The organism is Actinocorallia herbida (assembly GCF_003751225.1).
GTDB lineage: Bacteria > Actinomycetota > Actinomycetes > Streptosporangiales > Streptosporangiaceae > Actinocorallia > Actinocorallia herbida.
The window spans coordinates 4,941,669-4,965,904 of sequence record NZ_RJKE01000001.1; the positions used below are offsets into that span (position 1 = coordinate 4,941,669).

At 75.1% G+C, this 24,236-nt stretch carries 5 protein-coding genes; 2 read left to right on the forward strand and 3 right to left on the reverse strand.

Going from position 1 to position 24,236, the window contains the following annotated elements; all coding sequences use genetic code 11:
* Positions 1-81 precede the first annotated feature (81 nt).
* The 3 genes from EDD29_RS22775 to EDD29_RS22785 form a co-directional block, all read right to left on the reverse strand.
* Positions 82-288, reverse strand: coding sequence for a three-helix bundle dimerization domain-containing protein (locus EDD29_RS22775; protein ID WP_123666363.1), 207 nt, complete (start codon positions 286-288; stop codon positions 82-84).
* A gap of 52 nt (positions 289-340) precedes the next feature.
* Entirely contained in the window at positions 341-1,078 is a 738-nt protein-coding gene (locus EDD29_RS46405; protein WP_148086057.1) for a collagen-like domain-containing protein, read from the reverse strand.
* 213 nt (positions 1,079-1,291) lie between these two features.
* Positions 1,292-1,852 (reverse strand): NUDIX hydrolase, encoded by a 561-nt coding sequence (locus EDD29_RS22785; RefSeq protein WP_170201516.1) that lies wholly within the window; start codon positions 1,850-1,852, stop codon positions 1,292-1,294.
* A 145-nt stretch (positions 1,853-1,997) separates the two neighbouring features.
* Here EDD29_RS22785 and EDD29_RS22790 point away from each other — a divergent pair, with 145 nt between their 5' ends.
* Entirely contained in the window at positions 1,998-8,432 is a 6,435-nt protein-coding gene (locus EDD29_RS22790; RefSeq protein WP_123666366.1) for a type I polyketide synthase, read from the forward strand.
* 22 nt (positions 8,433-8,454) lie between these two features.
* Positions 8,455-24,231 carry a type I polyketide synthase gene (locus EDD29_RS22795; RefSeq protein WP_170201517.1) on the forward strand — a complete coding sequence of 5,259 codons (15,777 nt, stop codon included), beginning with the start codon at positions 8,455-8,457 and terminating at the stop codon, positions 24,229-24,231.
* The last annotated feature ends 5 nt before the right edge of the window (positions 24,232-24,236 follow it).

Here is a 24,236-nt window from a genome sequence, read left to right on the forward strand (position 1 = left end):
TCGGGCACCCGCGCCGCATCGCCTACGAGCTCCCGGCCGACCGGTCCGCGGCCCGTCTCGGCTCGCGGACCGGATTCGTCCTCAGGGCGTCTTCAGTTCCTGGCGGGCGTAGCGCTCGACGAGGACGGGGACGAAGTCCCGGATCGGGCGGCCGTCGTAGCCGTGGTGGATCGCGGTGACGGTCTGGATCACCTCGTCACGCGGATGGGCGTCGGCGAAGATCCTGGTGAGACGGTCTTTCACGGCCTCCATCGCCTTGTCTTCCCGTTCTTCGGTGTCCACGCTCATGGCTGCCTGCCGTTCGGGGCGTTCAACGGATCTCCGGTGTGCTCTGGCCACGTCACTGATGACCCGTGGCGACGGGGACCAAACCCTCGGCGAGATGAACTCTGGCGGTGCCGGTGAACGCCGGGGCGCCTACCTCCGGCCGCTCGGGCGCCGAGGCGTCCGTCCGGTCGTCGGAGGCCGCGGCCCGCCCGGGAAGGGCGCCCTTCCCGGTGGCGGCCGCGGCGGCGGACGCGGTCGTCGGCACGCAGACCGAGGAGACGGTGACGCTCGCGGGCGCCGTGCCGGACTGCGCGAAGACCCCCTGCCAGAGGCGCCCCGATGACTGGAAGGACTGGAGGAGCAGCGGGGCGGACCCGGTGAAGGCGCCGCCCACCAGGATCGCGCCGGACGGGCACGCGCCGCCGAAGGCGATGGCCGAACCCGTCGTCGGCACGGTCACCGCCGCGCCCGGCACCTGGAAGGAGTCGCCGACGAACCCCGGTGCTCCGCGTTCGCCCTTGGGCCCCTGCGGGCCGGCGGGGCCCTGCGGACCGGTCGACCCATTGGTGCCGTTCTGCCCGGCCTGGCCGTCGGTGCCGTCCGCGCCGTCAGCGCCATCCGCTCCGTCCGTTCCGTCGGCGCCCGGGATGCCCCTGGCCCCCCGGGGCCCCTTCTTGGAGCAGCGCGTCTTCACGAGCACGACGCGGTTCTTGTGCCCGGCCTTCTTGACCTTCATCCGCTTGTAGCAACTGCCGTGCCCGCCCGAGGCAGCCGCGGGAACGGCGAGCAGCACGGTGAGTACCAGCGACATCAGACAGGCCAGCGGACGCATCGGCGAAGTTCTCCCCACTTCTCTCTCCCCCCGCTCACCGGTCACGGCGGCCGGGATCGGCGACGGGGGCCGACAGGGGTGTGCCCACCCGCCGATCCGCGGTACGCCAAGCCCGAGTCGAAGATCGGCAACGCGCGGACCCACCGCCCGGCCCGGCCCGATGGCGGCTCCGATGCAGCCCTTCTACGGGGGTCATCGGTGGGGCCGGGTGGTGGGCTGGAGGTAGCCGGCCGCTACCAGGGCGGCGAGGGCCAGGTCGGTGTCGGTCAGCCGGCCCGTGAGCACGTAGGGCACGAAGTCGTCGATCGGCATGAGGATCGGCTCGATGAACTCTCCCGGGTCGAGCCGCGGCTCGCCCGCCCGTGCGCAGCCGCGGGCGACGACGGCGTGCCGCCGCTGGGTGGCGTAGGAGGCCAGGTAGGTCTGCATGACGAGGTCGGCGGAGGCGGCCGTGTAGCCGGTCTCCTCCCGCAGTTCCCGCAGTGCCGCGTCGACGACGTCCTCGCCGTCTTCGACGAGCCCGCCCGGCAGCTCCAGGAGGACCGCGCCCGGACCCGGCCGGAACTGCCGCGCCAGGACGACCTGCTCGTCATCGGTCAGCGCGAGCGCCGCGACCGAGGAGCCGCCCAGCAGGATGTCCCAGGTGTCCGTGCGGCCGTCCGGGTACCGGTAGAGCCGGGAGACGACCTTCAGATATCCCGCCGGAGCGCCTTCGGAGAGCGGCCGCCACCTGAGGTTCTCATCTGTGCTCACCCTCCGCAGCCTAATGAGCGAACCCGGCGACCGGGGATGACGCGAACCGCAGGGGGCGGGGCTTAAGAGGGGTTATAGGGCGTTGTTAGGGGGTGGAACTAGGGTGCGACGGAGAAGCTGAATTTCGTGCGCCTTGGGGGTTCGAATGTCTGAAGAGGATAAGTTTCGCGAATATCTTCGGCGGGCGACCACCGACCTCTATCACGCGCGCGAGCGGGTGCGGGAATTGGAGTCGGCGCGGTCCGAGGCGATCGCGATCGTGGGGATCGGGTGCAGGTATCCCGGTGGGGTGGGGTCGGCGCGGGAGCTGTGGGAGCTGGTCGCCGACGGGCGGGACGCCGTTTCGGAGTTTCCCGCGGACCGGGGATGGGACGTCGATTCGCTGTACGATCCCGATCCCGAGAAAGCGCATAAGAGTTATACGAGGTACGGCGGTTTCCTGCACGAGGCCGCGGATTTCGACGCAGAATTCTTCGGTGTCCCGCCGCGTGAGGCGCTTTCGATGGATCCGCAGCAGCGGCTTCTGCTGGAAACGGCGTGGGAGGCGGTGGAGAACGCCGGGATCGATCCCGGGGAGCTGCGCGGAAGCCCCGTCGGGGTGTTCGCCGGGGTGATGTACCACGACTACGGCGGGCGGGTCCTGCGGGCGCCGGCCGAGGTCGAGGGGTATCTCGGGCAGGGGAGCGCGGGGAGTGTCGCGTCCGGGCGCGTCTCGCACGCGTTCGGGTTCCAGGGGCCCGCGGTGACGATCGACACCGCGTGCTCGTCGTCGCTCGTGGCGCTCCATATCGCGGCGCAGGCGCTTCGCGCGGGTGAGTGCACGATGGCGCTGGCGGGCGGGGTCACCGTGATGGCGACGCCCTCGGTGTTCCTGGAGTTCAGCCGGCAGCGCGGGCTCTCGCCGGACGGCCGCTGCAAGTCGTTCGCGGCCGCGGCCGACGGCACCGGGTGGGGCGAGGGCGTCGGCCTCCTCCTGCTCGAACGCCTCTCGGACGCCGAACGGCTCGGGCACCCGGTGCTCGCGGTCGTGAAGGGTTCCGCGATCAACCAGGACGGGACGACGACGCAGCTGTCGGCGCCGAACGGCCCCGCCCAGCAGCGGGTGATCGAACTGGCGCTCGCGAGCGCGGGGCTCGCCGCCGACGAGGTCGACGCGGTCGAGGCGCACGGGACGGGCACCACGCTGGGCGACCCGATCGAGGCGCAGGCGCTGCTCTCGGCCTACGGCAGGCAGCGCCCGGCGGCACGGCCCCTGTACCTCGGCTCGGTCAAGTCCAACCTCGGGCACACCCAGGCCGCCGCGGGCGTCGCGGGCGTCATCAAGATGGTCCAGGCGATGCGGCACGGCACCCTGCCGAAGACGCTGCACGTGGACCGGCCCTCCCCCCACGTCGACTGGGACGGCGGCGGAGTCGCGCTGCTCACCGAGGCGCGGCAGTGGCCGGAGACCGGGCGGCCGCGCCGCGCGGCGGTGTCGTCGTTCGGGATCAGCGGGACCAACGCGCACGTGATCCTCGAACAGGCCCCCGAGCGGCAGCCGGCCGAGCCCCCCGGCGGTGCGGTCGCGCTGCCGCTGTCGGCGCGCACCCCGCAGGCGCTGCGCGACGCCGCGGCCCGGCTGGCCGCGCATGTGGCCGCGCATCCGCGGGCCACCCCCGCGCTGCTCGCGGCGCCGCTGGCGGCCCGTGCCCTGTTCGAGCGGCGCGCCGTCGTCGTGGCGGACGGCGGCGACCGGGCGACGCTCGCCGAGAGCCTGTCCGCGCTCTCCGCCGGAACGGCCGCGCCGCAGGTGGTGACCGGCATTCCGCGCGAAGGCGAAGTGGTGTTCCTGTTCAGTGGTCAGGGCAGCCAGTTCCCCGGGATGGGCCGCGACCTCCACACCACCTACCCCGCCTTCGCGGACGCCTTCGACGCCGTCTGCGAAGCGTTCTCGCCCCACCTGGAACGACCGCTCAAGGACGTCGTCTTCGGCGACGACCCCCTCATCAACGACACCGCCTACGCCCAACCCGCCCTCTTCGCCCTCCAAGTGGCACTGTTCCGGCTGCTCGCCCACCACGGCGTACACCCCGACCACCTTCTCGGCCACTCCATCGGCGAACTCACCGCCGCGCACCTCGCCGGACTCTGGACGCTCGAGGACGCCGCACGACTCATCGCCGCACGAGGACGCCTCATGAGCACCCTGCCCACCGGAGGCGGCATGCTCACCGTCCAGGCGAACGAGACGGAACTGACCCCGTACCTGGACGGCGCCGACGTCGAGATCGCCGGCGTCAACTCGCCGCTCGCGACCGCCGTCAGCGGTCCCCTCGATGCGCTGGACGCGCTCGCGGAACGGCTCGCCGAGCAGGGCGTCGAGGCGCGCCGCCTGGTCGTCGGCCACGCCTTCCACTCGGCCCTCATGGAACCCATGCTCACCGAATTCCACAAGACCGCCGCGAACCTCACCTACCACCCCACCCACCTGCCCGTCGTCTCCAACCTCACCGGCCGCACCGCCACCCACGAACAGCTCACCGACCCCTCCTACTGGACGGCCCAGATCCGCGGCACCGTCCGCTTCCACGACGGACTCACCCACCTCGACACCCAACACACCCCCACCCTCTACCTCGAACTCGGACCCCGCCCCACCCTCAGCACCCTCGTCCACCAGAGCCTCGACGACGCCGCGCCGGCCCTGCCCGTCCTGGACCACCGGCGGCCGGACTGCGCCGCGTTCCTGCGCGCGCTGGCCCACGCCCACACCGGCACCCGCGCGCGCGTCGTCTGGCCGCCCGCCGCCGCCGAGCCGGTGGAGCCGCCGCCGGGCTACCCGTTCCAGCGGACCCGCTTCTGGCTCGACGCGCCCGCGGGCGACGCCGCGAGCCTGGGCCTCGTCCCGGCCGGGCACCCGCTGCTCGCGGCCGAGGCGCTCCTCCCCGACGGCCGCTGGCAGGCGACCGGAAGGATCGGCCTGGAGTCCCGCCCGTGGCTCGCCGACCACGCCGTCCACGGCACTCCGCTGCTGCCCGGCACCGCCCTGCTCGACCTGGCCCTGCACGCCGGAGAGGCGACGGGATGCCCGGCCGTGGACGAGCTGATCCTCCAGGCTCCGCTGGTCCTGGCGTCCCCGCGCACCCTCTATCTGGCGGTCGAACCGGCCGACGACGAGGGCCGCCGCGCCTTCGCCGTGCACTCGAGGCCCGGAGACGACCCTGCCGGCTGGGTGACGCACGCGACCGGCACCCTCGCCCCGGAGACCACCGAGGTGCCCCTCCCGGACGCCGCGGCCGGAGACCCGGCCGACCTGTCCGGCCTGTACGAACGGCTGGAGGCGGCCGGTTACGGCTATGGTCCGGCCTTCCGCAACCTGCACGGCCTGCACCGCGCCGGCACCGCGCTGCGCGCCGAGGTCCGGCTGGGCGCGGACACCCCCGTCCAGAACCACGGCCTTCACCCGGCCCTCCTCGACGCCGCCCTGCACGCCCTCGCCGTCGACGGACTCGGCGAGGGCGCCCTCGGCCTTCCCTTCTCCTGGCGCGGGGTCCGGCTGCACGCGACCGGTGCCGACGCGCTCCAGGTCACCCTGACGCCGCTGCGGCCGGACGCCGTCGCGCTCCACGCGGCGGACCCGAAGGGGGAGCCGGTCCTGACGGTCGAGGAACTGGTCGTCCGCCCGCTGACGGGCGAGCTCGCCGTCTCCGCGCCCGCCAGACCCGAGGTGCCCGACCTGTTCCACCTGGCGTGGATCCCTGCGCCGGAGTCCGAGCCGCGGCAGCTCGCGGGCGCGGCGTTCCTCGGGGCGCCGCCGGACGACACCGGGGCGGCCGTGCACGCGGACTTCGCGGAGCTGGCGGCGGAGCTCGGCGACCACCGGCCGCCCGCCGAGGTGGTCGCGCTGCCCTCGCTGACGGAAGCGGCCTGCGCGCACAGCGCCGACGGCTGCGGCTGCCCCGCGTCGGTGACCGCCGCGGCCGAGGCCCTGCTGCGCCTGCTCCAGGACTGGACGGCCGACGAGCGCTTCGCCGCCTCCACGCTCACCGTCGTCACCCGCCGGGCGCAGACCCTTCCGGACGACGGGGAACGACCGCCGTCGCTGACCCAGGCGGCACTGTGGGGCCTGGTCCGCAGCGCGCAGAGCGAACACCCGGACCGCTTCCGGATCGTGGACGTCGCGGCCGTCGAACCGGGCCCGCTGCTGCGGGCGGTGGCCGTGGCGGCCGCGCTGCACGAGCCGCAGATCGCGCTGCGGGGCACGACGGTCTTCCAGGCGCGGCTGGCCGACAGCCGCGAGACGTTCCTGGTCCCGCCCGCCGACACGGGCTGGCAGCTGATGACGACGAGCCGCACGGGATCGCTCGACGACATCGTCCTGGCCCCGACGGACCTGCACGACCGTCCGCTGGAGCCGGACGAGATCCGCATCCGCACCCGCGCGGCGGGCCTGAACTTCCGCGACGTCCTCGTCGCGCTCGGCATGGTCAAGGCGCTGGCGCCGATCGGCGGCGAGGAGGCCGGCGAGGTCACCGAGGTCGGCTCCGACGTGACGACGCTGCGCCCCGGCGACCGCGTCACGGGCCTGTTCTCCCAGGGCGGCATCGGCCCGGTCGCGACGACGGACCACCGGCTGGTGATGAAGGTCCCCGACGACTGGACGTGGGCACAGGCCGCCACCGTCCCCGTCGCCTTCCTGACCGCCTGGCACGGACTCATCACCCTCGGCGGCCTCAAAAAAGGCCAGAAGATCCTCATCCACACCGCCACGGGCGGCGTCGGACAGGCCGCACTCCAGATCGCACGACACTTCCAAGCCGAGATCTACGCGACCGCGAGCCCCCACAAGTGGCCCGTGCTCCACGAGCGCGGACTGGACCACCACCACATCGCCAACAGCCGCACGACCAACTACGAGCACCACTTCCGCAAGACCGCGCCGCACGGCTTCGACATCGTCCTCAACAGCCTCGCGGGCGCGCACATCGACGCAAGCCTCCGCCTCCTCAAGCCCGGCGGCCACTTCATCGAGATGGGCAAGACCGACATCCGGACCCCCGAACAGCTCACCGGGCATCCCGACATCGACTACCAGCCCTTCGACCTCATCACGACCGGAACCGACCATCTCCACCGGCTGAACCAGACCGTCCACCGGCACCTCATGGCCGGCGACCTCACCCCCCTCCCCCACACGGCGCACCCCATCACCCACGCCCGCGCCGCCATCCGCGTCCTCACCCGCGCCGACCACATCGGCAAGATCACCCTCACCCTCGACCCGCCGACCACCCACCGCGCAGCGCTCATCACCGGCGGCACCGGCACCCTCGGCGCCCTCGTCGCCGAGCACCTGGCCGTCGAGCACGGCGCCCGGCGTCTCGTGCTGGTCAGCCGACGCGGCCCGGACGCCCCCGGCGCCGACGCGCTCAGGGAGCGGCTGGAAGCGCTCGGCGCGCACGTGACCATCGCCGCCTGCGACACCGCCGACCCCGAAGCACTCGCCGCCCTCCTCGCCACCATCCCCGAGGAGCACCCGCTCACCACGGTCGTCCACGCCGCGGGTGTCCTGCGCGACGCGCCGCTGCACGGACAGAGCCCGGCGCACCTCGCCGCGGCGTTCCGTCCGAAGGTCGACGCCGCCTGGAACCTCCACCAGCAGACGAGCCACCTCGACCTCGAAGCGTTCGTCCTGTTCTCCTCGGCGGCGGGAACCCTCGGCAACCCTGGACAGGCCAACTACGCAGCCGCCAACACCTACCTCGACGCCCTCGCCCACCACCGGCAGGCGCACGGCCTCCCTGCCACCTCCATCGCCTGGGGCCTGTGGGAGAACACCAGCGGCATGACCGCGGGCCTGACCGACACCGACCGCACCCGACTCCGCCGCTCCGGCATCCTCCCCCTCACCGACCGACACGGCCTGGCCCTCCTCGACGCGGCACTCGCCCTCGGGCGGCCGCACGCGGTCGCCACTCCGATCACCTCGGAGGCGGCCGCCGGGAACCCGTCCCCGCTCCTGCGCGGCCTCGCCCCGCAGGCCCGCCGAACGGCCGCGGCGGGCGGCCGGGCAGGGCTGCCCGGCCGGGACGGCGACCTCGTGGCCGAGCTGGCCGGGCTGACCGCGGACCAGCAGCGCAAGCGGCTGCTCGCCCTCGTCCAGGGGCAGGCCGCGGCCGTGCTCGGGCATCCCGCGCCGCAGGCCATCGTCCCGGACCGCCCGTTCAAGGAGCTCGGCTTCGACTCCCTCACCGCCGTCGAGCTCCGCAACCGGCTCGCCGGCGCCACCGGGTTGCGGCTCCCGCCGAGCCTGATCTTCGACCACCCCAGCCCGACCGCGCTCGCCGCGCAGCTGCTCGGCAGGCTCGCGCCGCCGGTGGCCGGCTCGGTGCCCGCGATCCTCTCCGGCCTGGAGGCCCTGGAGACCGCCCTCGCCGAGGTGCCCGACGACGACGCGGACCGGGCCGCCGTCACCGCCCGGCTCGAGGTGCTGCTGTCCCGCTGGACCGGGACCGGCACCACCGCCGCTGACGGCGATCTCTCCGCCGCGACCGACGACGACCTCTTCGACGTCATCGAGAACGAGCTCGGAATCTCCTGACCCCTTCACCGGAGGAATGCAGATGTCCAACGAAGAAAAGCTCAGGGACTATCTGAAGCGCGTCACGGCCGACCTGCGCCGTACCCGGCAGCGCGTCCGCGAGGTGGAGTCGGAGAGGTTCGAGCCGATCGCCATCGTCGGCATGGCGTGCCGGTACCCCGGCGGCGTCCGCTCCGCCGACGAGCTGTGGGAGCTGGTCACCGAGGGCCGGGAGGGCATCTCGGAGTTCCCGGTCAACCGCGGCTGGGCGGACCTGTACGACCCCGACCCCGAGCGGGCCGGCACCTCCTACACCCGGTACGGCGGGTTCCTGCACGACGCCGACCGGTTCGACGCCGCGTTCTTCGGGATCAGCCCGCGCGAGGCCCTGGCCATGGACCCGCAGCAGCGGCTCCTGCTGGAGACCGCCTGGGAGACCTTCGAGGACGCGGGGCTCGACCCGGCCGGGCTGCGCGGCCACGGCGTCGGGGTGTTCGCGGGCGTCCTGTCCAGCAACTACGGCGCGCACCTGCTGATCGAGACGCCGGAGGAGATCCAGGGCTACCTGTCGACGGGCATCAGCAACAGCGTCGCCTCCGGGCGGGTCGCCTACACCTTCGGCTTCGAAGGACCCGCGATTACCGTGGACACCGCCTGCTCGTCCTCGCTGGTCGCCATGCACCTCGCGGCGCACTCGCTGCGCATGGGCGAGTGCTCGATGGCGCTGGCCGGCGGCGTGACGATCATGGCCGCGCCGACCCCGTTCGTGGACTTCAGCCGCCAGCGCGGCCTGTCCCCCGACGGCCGCTGCAAACCGTTCGCGGCGGCCGCCGACGGCACGGGCTGGGGTGAGGGCGCCGGGCTGATCCTGCTGGAGCGGCTGTCGGACGCCGAACGGCTCGGCCACCGGATCCTCGCGGTCATCAAGGGCTCGGCGATCAACCAGGACGGCGCCAGCAACGGGCTCACCGCGCCGAACGGCCCGTCGCAGCAGCGCGTCATCGAGCAGGCCCTGGCCAACGCCCGGCTCTCCGCGGAGGAGGTCGACGCGGTCGAGGCGCACGGCACCGGCACCCGGCTCGGCGACCCGATCGAGGCGCAGGCGCTGCTCAACACCTACGGCCGGCACCACACGGCCGAACTGCCGCTGCGGCTCGGGTCGATCAAGTCGAACATCGGGCACAGCCAGGCCGCCGCGGGCGTCGCGGGCGTCATCAAGATGGTGCAGGCCATCCGGCACGAGACCCTCCCCCGATCCCTGCACGTCGACGAGCCGTCACCGCACCTCGACTGGTCCACCGGGCATGTCACGCTGCTCACCGAGGCGGCACCGTGGCCGGAGACGGGACGGCCGCGCCGCGCGGCCGTGTCGTCGTTCGGGATCAGCGGCACCAACGCCCACCTCATCCTGGAGCAGGCGCCGGAGCCCGACCCCGCCGAGCGGCACGGCACGGTGCCGGACGCCGCCGCGATCGCCCTGCCGCTGTCGGCGAAGGACCCCGAGGGGCTGCGCGAGACGGCCCGGAGGCTCGGCGCGCGCCTCGCCGCACGTCCGGAGCTGGCTCCCGCCGCGCTGGCCGCGCCGCTCGCCGGCCGGGCGCTGTTCGACCGGCGCGCCGTCGTCGTCACCGGCCCGGACGACCGGGCCGAGGCGTCGGCCGCGCTCGCCGCGCTCGCCGACGGGCTGCCCCATCCGGCCCTCGTCGTCGGCGACGAGCCGCCGACCGGAGGCGGAACGGTGTTCGTGTTCCCCGGCCAGGGCTCGCAGTGGGCGGGGATGGGCACCCTGCTGGCGGCCGAGTCCCCGGTGTTCGCCCGCGCCCTGGACGAGTGCGCGCAGGCGCTCGAACCGCACACCGGCTGGCGGCTCCACGAGGTGCTGTCCCGGCCGGAACCGCTGACGGGCACCGACGTGGTGCAGCCCGCGCTGTTCGCGATGATGGTCGCGCTGACCCGGCTGTGGCAGCACCACGGAGTGCGGCCCGACGCGGTCGTCGGCCACAGCCAGGGTGAGATCGCCGCGGCGCACATCGCGGGCGCGCTGAGCCTGGACGACGCCGCGCGCATCGTCAGCGTGCGGGCGCGGGCCCTGCTGGACCTCGCCGACACCGGGCGGATGGTGTCGCTGCCCGTCGGCGCGGTCGCCGCCGAGGCGTTGCTCGGCGACCTCGGCCTGACCGGGGAGCTGCACGTGGCCGCGCTCAACGGCCCGAACCACACGGTCGTCGCCGGGTCCACCGCCGCGGCCGAGGCACTGGTCGCGCACGGCGCGGCCGCACGGCTCGACGCCCGGATGATCCCGGTCGACTACGCCTCGCACACCCCGCTCATGCGGGGGCTGCGCGACCGGCTGCGGTCCGGCCTCGGCACAGTGGCGACCGCCCCGGCGACGGTCCCCTTCCACTCGACGCTCACCGGCCGGCTCATCGAGGACACCGGAGTGCTCGACGCCGGGTACTGGTACGACAACCTCGCCGCACCCGTCCTGTTCCACCCGGTGCTCGCCGCCCTGATCCCGCAGCACACGGCCTTCCTGGAAATGAGCCCGCACCCCGTGCTCGTCCCGGCGATCCAGGACCTGCTGCACGGCACCGGCACGGCGGGATCGGCGCATCCGACGCTCCGGCGCGACCAGGGCGGGCTCCGCCGGTTCCTGACGTCGCTGGCCGCCCACCACGCCGACGCGGCGGCTCCCGGCACCGACTGGCACGCGCCCGCCTCGGACGAGCGGCCGCCTTCCTACGCCTTCCAGCGACAGCGGTTCTGGCTCGAAGGGGCCGCGGCCGCCACCGACGCGACGGGACTCGGACTGACCTCGCCGGAGCATCCGCTGCTCGGCGCCGCGGTCGAGCAACCGGACGGCGCGATCGTGTACACGGCGCGGCTGTCCCTGGAGACCGAGCCGTGGCTCGCCGACCACACGGTGAACGGCACGGTGATCCTGCCCGGTACGGCGTTCGTCGACCTCGCGCTGCACGCCGGGCACCGCGCCGACTGCGCCGCCGTCGAGGAGCTGACCCTCCAGGCGCCGCTCGCGCTGGCCGCGGGACCGGTGGACCTCCATGTCACGGTGGGCGCCCCGGGCGACGGCGGCCGCCGCTCGTTCGCCGTCCACTCCCGCCCGCCCGGCGACCGGACCGAGTGGACCGCCAACGCGGCGGGGGTCCTGGCCCCCGAGACGCCTTCCGCCGCCCCCGCGGGCCCGCCGGAGGGAGGCACCGCGGTCGACGTGTCGGATCTGTACGAGCGGGCCGACGCCGACGGCCACGGCTACGGCCCGGCGTTCCGGAACCTGCGCGCGCTGCGCCGCGACGGCGAGGTGCTCCACGCGGAGGTCCGCCTCGATCCGGACACGAGCGCCGACGGGTACGGCCTTCATCCCGCGCTGCTCGACGCCGCCCTGCACGCGCTCCTCGCCGATCCCGGCGAGCGCGACGGGATCAGCCTGCCCTTCTCCTGGAGCGGCGTGCGGCTGCACGCGACCGGCGCCGACACGCTGCGGGTCGCGCTGACGCGGTCACGCGCCGACGCGGTCGCGCTGCACGCCGCCGACCCGGAGGGCCGGCCGGTGCTGTCGGTCGACGAGCTGGTGCTGCGTCCGTTCCACGGCGATCTGTCGGCGACCGCCCAGGGCCCCGCGCACGATCTGTTCCACCTCGCCTGGCAGGCCCTTCCCGACACCGGGCCCGCCGACCTCGGCTCCCCCGTCCTGCTCGGCGAGCCCGCCGAAGGCGCGGCACACGCCCTCCTCGCCGACCTCGCCGGGACGCCCGACGAGGTGCTCGCGCTGCCGTCGCGAACGGCCGGCCCCTGCGCGCACGCGGCCGACGGCTGCGGCTGCCCCGAGGCCGTCACCGCGGCGACCGGCGCGGCCCTCGACCTGGTCCGCGCATGGGCGGCCGCGGGCACCGGCACCCTCACGTTCGTGACCCGCCGGGCGCAGACCGTCCCCGGCGACTCCCAGGGCCCGTCGCTGCCGCAGGCGGCCGTCTGGGGGCTGGTGCGCAGCGCGCAGAGCGAGCACCCGGGCCGGTTCCGGCTGCTGGACGTCGACGACGCCGGCCCCGCCGCGATCCTGCGCGCGACCGGCGTGGCGCTCGCCCTGGACGAGGCGCAGCTCGTGCTGCGCGGCGGCACGCTGCACCGGGGCAGGCTGGTCGACAGCCGCAAGGAGTTCCTGATCCCGCCGGACCACGACGGCTGGCAGCTCGAGAAGATCACCCGCACGGGGACGCTCGAAGACGTGGTGCTGGCGCCGACGGACCTGCACGACCGCCCCCTGGAGCCGGACGAGATCCGCATCCGCACCCGCGCGGCGGGCCTGAACTTCCGCGACGTCCTCGTCGCGCTGGGCATGGTGGCCACCGATTCGCCGATCGGCGGCGAGGAGGCGGGCGAGATCGTCGAGACCGGCGCGAACGTGACAAGCCTCCGGGCGGGCGACCGGGTGACCGGCCTGTTCACCCATGGCGGCATCGGCCCGATCGCCACCACGGACCACCGGCTGGTGATGAAGGTCCCCGACGACTGGACGTGGGCACAGGCCGCCACCGTCCCCGTCGCCTTCCTGACCGCCTGGCACGGACTCATCACCCTCGGCGGCCTCAAAAAAGGCCAGAAGATCCTCATCCACACCGCCACGGGCGGCGTCGGACAGGCCGCACTCCAGATCGCACGACACTTCCAAGCCGAGATCTACGCGACGGCGAGCCTTCCCAAGTGGCCGGTCCTGCGCGAGCAGGGCTTCGATGACGCCCACCTCGCCAACAGCCGCACCGTCGACTACGAGCACCACTTCCGCGAGACCGCGCCGCACGGCTTCGACATCGTCCTCAACAGCCTCGCGGGGGAGCACGTCGACGCCGGCCTGCGCCTCCTCAAGCCGGGCGGCCACTTCATCGAGATGGGCAAGACCGACATCCGGACCCCCGAACAGCTCACCGGGCATCCCGACATCGACTACCAGCCCTTCGACCTCATCTCCACCGGAACCGACCATCTCGACGAGCTCACCCGGGCCGTCCACCACCATCTCACCGTCACCGGGGCGCTCACCCCCCTGCCCCACACGGCTTACCCCGTCACCCGCACGCACTCCGCCATCCGCACCCTCACCCGGGCCGACCACATCGGCAAGATCACCCTCGCCCTCGACCCGCCGAGCGCCCACCACACCGCGCTCATCACCGGCGGCACCGGCACCCTCGGCGCGCTCGTCGCCGAACACCTGGCCGTCGGGCACGGGGTGCGGCGTCTGCTGCTCGTCAGCCGCCGGGGCCCGGCGGCCCCGGGCGCCGACGACCTGCGCGCCCGTCTGGAGGCGCTCGGCGCGCACGTGACGATCGCCGCCTGCGACACCGCCGACCCCGACGAGCTCGCCGCGCTGCTCGCGACGATCCCGGCCGAGCACCCGCTCACCACGGTCGTCCACGCCGCAGGCGTCCTGCACGACGCACCCGTGGAGAACCAGACCCCCGACCACCTGGAGGCCGTCTTCCGCCCCAAGGTCGACGCCGCCTGGAACCTCCACCAGCTGACAAGGCACCTCGACCTCAAGGTCTTCATCCTCTTCTCCTCGGCGGCAGGCACCCTCGGCAACCCGGGGCAGGCCAACTACGCGGCGGCCAACACCTACCTCGACGCCCTCGCGAACCACCGCCGCAGCAACGATCTCCCCGCCACGTCCATCGCCTGGGGCCTGTGGGACAACACCAGCGGCATGACGGGCGGGCTGTCCGAGGCGGAGTGGGCGCGGCTGCGGCGCTCCGGCGTGCACCCCCTCTCCGACGGGCACGGCCTGGCCCTGCTGGACACCGCGCTCCGCCTCGGCGAGCCGCACGTCGTCGCCACGCCGATCACCGCCGCGACGACCGCGCACCATCCGTCGCCGCTGCTGCGCGGGCTCGCCCCCGCCAGACGCCGCGCCGCGGCGGCCGGCGCCCCCGCCGGTGGCTCCGCCGACGGCCTCACCCGGGAGCTCGCGCCGCTCGACGCCGCCCGGCGCCGGGAGCGGGTCCTCGGCATCGTGCGGGCGCAGGCCGCCGCCGTCCTCGGCCACCCGGACCCGGACCTCATCGCGCCGGGGCTGGCCTTCAAGGACCTCGGCTTCGACTCCCTCACCGCCATCGAGCTCCGCAACCGGCTCGCCGGCGCCACCCGGCTGCGGCTCCCGCCGACCCTGATCTTCGACCACCCGAACCCGACCGCCCTCGCCGACGAGCTGCTCGCCCGGATCACCCCCGGGGACGCGACCGCCGCCCCGTCCGCGCAGCCCCGGACGACGGCCGCCGACGAGCCGATCGCGGTCATCGGGATGGGCTGCCACTACCCGGGCGAGGTGCACTCCCCGCACGACCTGTGGCGCCTCGTCGCCGGCGAGTCCGACGCGCTCACCGCGTTCCCCGTCGACCGCGGCTGGCCGGTCGGCCTGTACGACCCGGACCCGTCGCGCCCGAACTCCAGCCACACCGACCGGGGCGGATTCCTGCACGACGCCGGCGACTTCGACCCCGCCTTCTTCGGGATCAGCCCGCGCGAGGCCCTGGCGATGGACCCGCAGCAGCGGCTCCTGCTGGAGACCGCCTGGGAGACGCTGGAGAGCGCCGGTCTCGACCCCGACCGCCTGCGGCCGCGGACCGTCGGCGTCTACACCGGCGTGCTCGCCAGCAACTACGGCGCGCATCTGCTGCACGAGGCGCCCGAGGACGTCTCCGGCTACCTGTCGACGGGCATCAGCAACAGCGTCGCCTCCGGCCGGATCTCCTACACCTTCGGCTTCCGGGGCCCGGCCGTCACGATCGACACCGCCTGCTCCTCCTCGCTGGTCGCCGTCCACCTCGCCGCGCAGGCGCTGCGGTCCGGCGAATGCGAGGTGGCGCTGGCGGGCGGCGTCACGGTGATGGCGGCGCCGACCCCGTTCCTGGAGTTCAGCCGCCAGCGCGGCCTCGCCCCCGACGGCCGCTGCAAGGCGTTCGCGGCGGCCGCCGACGGCACCGGCTTCGCCGAAGGGGTCGGCCTGATCCTGCTCGAACGGCTGTCCGACGCCGAACGCAACGGCCATCAGGTGCTCGCGGTCATCCGCGGCTCGGCCGTCAACCAGGACGGCGCCAGCAATGGCCTGTCCGCGCCCAACGGGCCCTCCCAAGAGCAGGTCATCGGGCAGGCGCTCGCCAACGCGGGCCTGACGCCCGCGGACGTCGACCTCATCGAGGCGCACGGCACCGGCACCACGCTCGGCGACCCGATCGAGGCCCAGGCTCTGCTCAACACCTACGGCCGCCACCACACCGCCGACCGGCCCGCCTATCTGGGGTCGATCAAGTCGAACATCGGGCACACCCAGGCCGCGGCGGGCGTCGCGGGCATCATCAAGAGCGTCTACGCGCTGCGGCACACCACCCTGCCGCGGAGCCTGCACATCGACGACCCCACCCCGCACGTCGACTGGTCCGCCGGGCACCTCGCCCTGCTCGACCGCGCCCTGCCCTGGCCCGACCCCGGGCGGCCGCGCCGCGCCGCGGTGTCCTCGTTCGGGATCAGCGGCACCAACGCGCATCTCATCATCGAGGAGCCCCCCGCGCCCGAGGCGGCCCCTGACGAGGAGGCCGAGCCGCCCGCGGTGGCGCTCCCTCTGTCGGCCAAGGATCCCGAAGCGCTGCGCGCCGCCGCCCTGCGGCTGGCCGAGCGGCTGGCCGAGGATCCCGCGCTCGGTCCGGCCGCGCTCGCCGCGCCGCTCGCCGCCCGCACGGTGTTCGACCACCGCGCCGTGCTCGTCACCGGCCGCGCCGACCGCGGCGGCCTCACCGCGGCCCTGGCCGCCCTCGCCTCCGGCGACCCGGACGACGGCCTCGTGACCTCCGACGACCGGCCGGTGGCGGGCGGTACGGTGTTCGTGTTCCCCGGCCAGGGCTCCCAATGGGCCGGAATGGGCCTCCGACTGCACGCCGAATCCCCGGCGTTCGCCGCGGCCCTCGACGACTGCGCCCAGGCACTCCAGCCCCATACCGGCTGGGACCTCCACGACATCCTGGCGCTCCCGGAACTGCCGAGCCGGACCGACGTCGTCCAGCCCGCGCTGTTCGCCATGATGGTCGCCCTCGCCCGGCTCTGGCAGCACCACGGCGTCCAGCCCGACGCCGTCATCGGACACAGCCAAGGCGAGATCGCCGCAGCGCACATCGCCGGGGCGCTCTCGCTCGACGACGCCGCCCACATCGTGACCACCCGTGCCCGAGCGCTCGTGGACCTCGCCGACACCGGCCGCATGGTCTCCCTGCCGCTCGACGCCGCCTCCGCCCGAACCCTCATCGACGACCTCGGCCTCACCGGCGAACTCCACCTCGCCGCGCTCAACGGGCCCGCGCACACGGTCATCGCGGGCGCGGCCGCCGCGGCCGACGCGCTCGTCGCGCGCTGCGCGGGGCGCGGACTCGACGCCCGCATGATCCCGGTCGACTACGCCTCGCACACCCCCCACATGCACACACTCCGCGACACCCTCCACACCGAACTCGCAGGACTCACCCCACAGCAGGCCACCATCCCCTTCCACTCCACCCTCACCGGCGAGCTCATCGAGGACACCACGACCCTCGACGCCTCCTACTGGTACGACAACCTCGCCAACCCCGTCCTGTTCCTCCCGACCCTGACGTCCCTCGCCGCCGACCACGCGGCGTTCATCGAGACCAGCCCGCACCCCGTGCTCGTCCCGGCGATCGACGCGCTGCTGCACTCCGCCGACGCGCCCGGCGCCGCGTTCGGGACACTCCGCCGCGACGACGGCGGCCACGACAGGTTCCTCCGCTCCCTGGCCGCCCGCCACGTGCGGGCCGCGCGGCCCGGCACCCACTGGCACCCGCCCCACCCGGGGGAGGCCGCCGCCCAACCGCCGACTTACCCGTTCCAGCACCGGCGGTTCTGGCTGAGCCCGACCGGCGCGGGCGACGCGGCCGGCCTCGGCCTCGGCCCGGCCGACCATCCGCTGCTCGCGACCGCCACCGCTCTCCCGGACGGCCGCTGGCAGGCCACCGCCCGGCTGTCCCTCGACACGGCGGCCTGGCTTCCCGACCACGCCGTGCACGCGACCCCCCTGCTGCCCGGCACCGCGTTCCTCGACCTCGCGCTGCACGCGGGCCAGGCCGTCGGCTGCCCGCGGGTCGAGGAGCTGACCCTGCGCGCGCCGCTCGTCCTCACCTCGGGCGCTCCACGCGACCTGCATCTGACCGTCGCCGCGCCCGACGAGGACGGCCACCGGCCGGTGGCCTTCCACTCCCGAGCGGGCGCGGACGGATGGGTCGAGCACGCGACCGGCCTGCTCGCCCCGGACTCGCCGGACGACTTCACGGACCCGCCGGAGGCGCCGACCACGGACCCGGTCCCGGTCGAGGGGCTGTACGAACGGCTCGGCGAACACGGGTACCACTACGGTCCCGCGTTCCGGAACCTCCGCGGGCTGCACCGCGACGGCGCCGTCCTGGACGCCCGCGTCGCCCTCGACCCGGACGTCGCCGCGCGCGGGTACGGCATCCACCCGGCGCTGCTGGACGCCGCGCTCCACCCGCTCGCCGTCCACGACGACGGCGACGGCGGGACGGCGCTGCCGTTCTCGTGGCACGCGGTCCGGCTCGCCTCGTCCGACGCCGCCGAACTGCGCGTCCGGATGACCGTGACCGGCGAGAAGACCGTCCGGATCGAGGCGTGGGACCCGTCCGGGGCCCCCGTGCTCACGGTCGGCGCGCTGACCCTGCGGGAGGTGAACGGCGAGGAGTTCCTGCGCGCCTTCGCGGCCTCCGCCGACCGCTCCCTGTTCACGATCGACTGGCGTCCGGCCGCGACCGGCGGGTCCGCGGCCGGGCCCCCGGTCCTCCTCGCCCGCGCGACGGACCTCGGCGCGCTCGCCGCGGAGCCGCCCGAGACCGTCCTGCTCGACGTCGCCACGCGGCCCGCGGACCCGGCGGCGGTCCGCGACCTGACCGCCGAGGTGCTCGAAGTGCTCCGCCGGTGGGCCGCCGACGAGCGGCTCGCCGGATCCCGGCTCGTGGTCAGGACCCGGAACGCCGTCTCCGTCGCCGGTGCGGACGCCGCCCCGGCGCCGGCCGCGGTGTGGGGCCTGGTCCGCGCGGCCCAGTCCGAGCACCCCGACCGGTTCGTGCTCGTCGACACCGACGACCTGCCCTCGTCGGACGCACTGCTCGCGGCGGCCGTCGCGACCGGGCATCCGCAGCTCGCGCTGCGGGAGGGCCGGGCGCTGATCCCGGCGCTGGCGCAGGTGGCCCGCCCGGACGCCGTGCCGTCGCCCCTTTCCGGAACCGGCACCGTCCTGCTCACCGGCGGCACCGGAACGCTCGGCGCCCTCGTCGCCGGGCATCTCGTCGCCGCGCACGGCGTCCGCAGGCTCCTGCTCGTCGGCCGCCGCGGCCCCGACGCCCTGGGCGCGGCCGACCTCCAAACCCGGCTGGAGGAACTGGGCGCGCACGTGACGATCGCCGCCTGCGACACCGCCGACCCCGAGGCGCTCGCCGCACTCCTCGCCGCCGTCCCGGCCGAGCACCCCCTCACCGCGGTGATCCACGCCGCGGGCGCGCTCCAGGACGCGCCGCTGGACGGCCAGACCCCCGCCCACCTGGAGACCGTCTTCCGCCCCAAGGTCGACGCCGCCTGGAACCTCCACCAGCAGACGAGCCACCTCGACCTCGAAGCCTTCATCCTCTTCTCCTCCGCCGCAGGAACCCTCGGCAACCCGGGACAGGCCAACTACGCAGCCGCCAACACCTACCTCGACGCCCTCGCCCACCACCGCCACAACAACGGCCTCCCCGCCACCAGCATCGCCTGGGGCCTATGGGAGAACACCAGCGGCATGACCGCGAACCTGACCGACACCGACCGCACCCGACTCCGCCGCTCCGGCATCCTCCCCCTCACCGACCACCACGGCCTCACCCTCCTCGACGACGCACTCGCCCTCGCGCAAGCGTGCGTCCTCGCCGCGACCCTCGACGTCTCCGCCGCCGCCGGGCACCCGTCTCCGCTCGTGCGCGGCCTCGCCCCGCGGACCCGCCGCGCGTCCGGCGGCGGGGACGGCGCCCTGGCCCGGCGGCTCGCCGACCTGGATCCCGAGCAGCGGCTGAGGCATCTGCTCGGCGTCGTCCAGGCGCAGGCCGCCGCCGTCCTGGGCCACCCGGACCCGGCCGGGATCAGTGCCGACCGGCCCTTCAAGGAGCTGGGATTCGACTCCCTGACGGCCGTCGAACTGCGCAACCGGCTCGCGAACGCCGCGAAACTCCGCCTCCCGCCGACGCTGGTCTTCGACCACCCGAGCCCGCGCGCCATCGCCGAGCACCTGCTGGCGCGGATCACCGAGCGGCCGTCGCGGGGCGGCCCCGCCCTCCGGACCGCCGCCCCGGCCGACGAGCCGATCGCGATCGTCGGCATGGGCTGCCGGTTCCCCGGCGGCGTCCGCACCCCGCACGATCTGTGGCGCCTCGTCGCCGACGGGACCGACGCCGTCTCGGCCTTCCCCGCCGACCGCGGCTGGCCCGCCGACCTGTACCACCCGGACCCCGACCACCCCGGCACCACCTCGACCGACCGCGGAGGGTTCCTCTCCGCGGCGGGCGACTTCGACGCCGCGTTCTTCGGCATCGGCCCGCGCGAGGCGATCGCCATGGACCCGCAGCAGCGGCTGCTCCTGGAGACCGCCTGGGAGACCCTGGAGAACGCGGGTCTCGACCCGTCCCTCCTGCACCGGCGGCAGGTGGGCGTCTACACCGGGGTCATCAGCGCCGACTACGGGCTGCGGATGCTCAAGGACGCCCCGGAGGAGTTCGAGGGCTACCTGCTCACCTCCAACGGGGGCAGTGTCGCGTCCGGAAGGATCTCCTACACCTTCGGGTTCGAAGGCCCCGCCGTCACCGTCGACACCGCCTGCTCGTCGTCGCTGGTCGCGATGCACCTGGCCGCGCAGGCGCTGCGATCGGGCGAGTGCGAACTGGCGCTGGCCGGCGGCGCGACCGTCATGGCGACGCCTTCGCTGCTCGTCGAGTTCAGCAGGCAGCGCGGCCTGTCCCCCGACGGGCGGTGCCGGGCGTTCTCGGCGGGCGCCGACGGCACCGGGTTCGCCGAGGGAGCCGGTCTCGTCCTGCTCGAACGGCTCTCCGACGCCCAGCGCAACGGGCACGAGGTCCTCGCCGTGCTGCGCGGCTCGGCGGTCAACCAGGACGGTGCCAGCAACGGCCTGTCGGCGCCGAACGGGCCCTCCCAGGAGCGGGTCATCGAGCAGGCGCTCGCCGTCGCCCGCCTCACCGCCGACCAGATCGACCTGATCGAGGCGCACGGCACCGGCACCACGCTCGGCGACCCGATCGAGGCCCAGGCGCTGCTCAACACCTACGGCCGCCACCACACCGCCGACCGGCCCGCCCGGTTCGGCTCGGTCAAGTCGAACATCGGCCACACCCAGGCCGCGGCGGGCGTCGCGGGCGTCATCAAGAGCGTCTACGCGCTGCGGCACGGCGTCCTGCCGCGCACGCTCCACGCCGACGAGCCTTCGCCGCACGTCGACTGGACGGCAGGCCACCTCGCGCTGCTCGCGGAGGCGGCGCCCTGGCCGGAGACGGGACGGCCGCGCCGCGCCGCGGTGTCGTCGTTCGGGATCAGCGGCACCAACGCCCACCTGATCCTCGAACAGGCGCCGGAGAAGCCGGAGGAGTCCGCGGGGCGGCCCGCGGACGCCGCGGCGCCGGCCGTCGCGATCGCGCTGTCGGCCAAGGACCCGGCGGCCCTCGGCGCGGCGGCCTCGCGGCTCCGCGACCACCTGGCCGCCCATCCCGAGGTCACCCCGGCCGCCCTCGCGGGACCGCTCGCCGCCCGGACCGGGTTCGACCACCGGGCGGTGATCGTCGCGGCGGGCGGCGACCGGGCCGGGCTGGCGGGGGCGCTCACCGCGCTCGCGACCGGCCAGGCGCATCCGGCGCTGGTGACCGGATCCCCCTCCGCCGACGGCGAGGGCGTGGTCTTCCTGCTCAGCGGCCAGGGCAGCCAGCACCCCGGCATGGGCCGGGAGCTGTACGCGGCCTTCCCGGTGTTCGCCGAGGCCTTCGACGCCGTCTGCGCCGCGTTCGACCCCCATCTCGAACGGCCGCTCAAGGAGGTCGTCTTCGACGGCGGCGACCTCGTCAACGACACCGCCTACGCCCAGCCGGCGATCTTCGCACTCCAGGTGGCACTGCACCGCCTGCTCGGGCACCACGGCATCGCGCCGGACCGGCTGCTCGGCCACTCGATCGGCGAGCTCACCGCCGCCCACCTCGCGGGGGTCTGGACGCTCCCGGACGCCGCCCGGCTCGTCGCGGCACGCGGCCGCCTGATGAGCGCGCTGCCCGCGGGCGGCGGCATGCTGAGCGTCCAGGCGGCGGAAGCCGACCTGCGCCCCCTGGTGGAGGCCGCGGACGGCGTCGCGATCGCGGCGCTCAACGGGCCCTCCTCGACGGTCCTGTCCGGTGGGCTTCCGGCGCTCGACCGGATCGCCGGGATCCTCGACGCCCGCCGCATCCGGCATCGCAGGCTCGTCGTCAGCCACGCCTTCCACTCCCCGCTGATGGAGCCGATGCTCGCCGAGTTCCAGGAGATCGCCGCGAGCCTCGCCTTCCATCCGGCGCGGATCCCGCTGGTCTCCAACGTCACCGGGCTGCCCGCCACCGACGAGCAGCTCGCCGACCCCGCCTACTGGGCCGGGCAGATCCGCGGCACCGTGCGCTTCCACGACGGCCTCGCCCGCCTGGACGCCGAGCACTCCCCCGCCTGCTACATGGAGCTCGGCGCGCGTCCGGCGCTCGCCACCCTCGCCCGCCAGTCCCTGGCCGGCGTCACCGCGCAGGCCGTGCTGGATCCGCGGCTCGCCGAGCCCGCCGCCCTGCTGACCGCGCTCGCCCACCTGCACACCGCGACCCGGTGCCGGGTGGACTGGCGGGCCGGGGCCGCCACGGCCGAGACCCCGCCGCCCACCTACCCGTTCCAGCACCGCACCTACTGGTACGAGCCGGCCGCGGCCACCGCCCCGGCCGACGAGTCGGGGACCGACCTGTGGGAGGCGATCGACCGGCAGGACCTGCCCGCCCTGTCGGCCGCCCTCGACCTGGACCTCGACGACCCGGCCAAGCACCGGCTCCTCGCCGAACTGCTCCCGGCGCTGTCGGCGAACAGGCGCAGCGGCGGCTGGTGGCACGAGCAGGGCCGACAGCGCGTGCCCGTCGCGGGCGACACACCGCTGCCGGGGACCTGGCTTCTCCTCCTGCCCGGCGCCGACGCGGACCTCTCCTGCGCCGACGCCCTGACCCGGCTCCTGGACGAGCGCGGGGCGCGGACCGTCCGCATCGGCATCCCCGCAGCGCCGGGCGCGGACCTCGACCTGCTCGCCGATACCCTCGTCGGGGCCGCGGAAGGCGACCCGGTCGAAGGCGTGCTCTGCCTGGCGGCGCGCACCTCCGGTGGCCCCGCCGAGCCCGCTCCGGCACACCACGTGGCCGAGCTGCCCCAGGCGCTGGACCGGGCCGGACTCGACGCGCCCCTGTGGTTCGTCACCCGCGGCGCCGTCCCCGACGGGCCCGCCGCGCCGCCCGCCGACACCGGGCACGCCCAGCTGTGGGCCGTGGTGGAGACGGCCAAGCGCAGCGGCCCGCGGCGGCTGCTGCGCGCCGTCGACCTGCCGCCGGAGTTCTCCGCGCGGTCGGCGCGCTCCCTGGCCGCCGCGCTGACCGGCCCCGACGAGCTCGTGGCCGTCCGGGACGACGGGCTGCTCGTCGGGCGCCTCACCCGGACCCGCCTGACCGAGCCCGGCTGGACGCCCGCCGGGACGGTCCTGGTCACCGGCGGCGGACACGGGCTGGGCGCCGCGACCGCGCGCTGGCTCGCTGGCGCGGGAGCGTCCCGTGTCCTCCTCGCCCTCGACCCGGCGGACCCCGCGCCGGACGGGATCGCCGCCGCGATCACGGCGGTGCGGTGCGATCTCACCGACCCGGCGGCCGTGGCCGACCTCCTCGGCCGCGTTCCGCGCGACGAGCCGCTGACCGCGCTCTTCCACGCCGCCGCGATGCCGGACGGCGACGGCCCGGCACTGAGCGGCGCGCCGGCACTCGCCGCGGTCTGGAATCTGCACAAGGCCACCGCGGACCTGGGCCTCGCCGCCTTCGTCCTCTACGCCCCGCTGACGGCGTCCGCCGCGGCGTGCGCCACCCGGCCCGGCGACCTGGCCGTCGGGGCGTGCCATGACACGCTCGCCCGGCTGCGCCGCGCCGCCGGGCTCCCCGCGACCTCGCTCCTCTGGGGCCCGGCCGACCAGGCCGCGGCCGAGGACGCGCCAGGCCTGCGCCCGATCCGGGTCTCGGCCGCGCTGCGCGACCTGCCCCGCGTCCTGGCCGGGCCGCCCTGCCTCGTCGTCGCCGACGCCACCGCCGCGTTCCCCGGCGTGGGCCCGCGCGCGGCCGGGGACGGCGCTTCCGCGGCCGCCGACCCCGACGGCCTCCTGCTCCGTCTCGAAGGCCGCGAGCCGCGGGAGCGCGACAGACTGCTGCTGGAGTTCGTGCGCGCCGCGACCGCCCAGGCCCTCGGCCACGAGAGCGGCGGGGCCGTGCCGCCCGACGCCGACTTCCTCGATCTCGGGATCACCTCGCTCGGCGCCCTCACCCTGCGCGACCGGCTCGCGCGGGCGACCGGCCTTTCCCTGTCGCCCAGCTCGGTCTACGACCTGCCGACCCCGGCCGCGCTGGCCGCACACCTCGGCGCGGAACTGGCCGGCGCCCCGGCACGGACAGACGCCTGACCAAG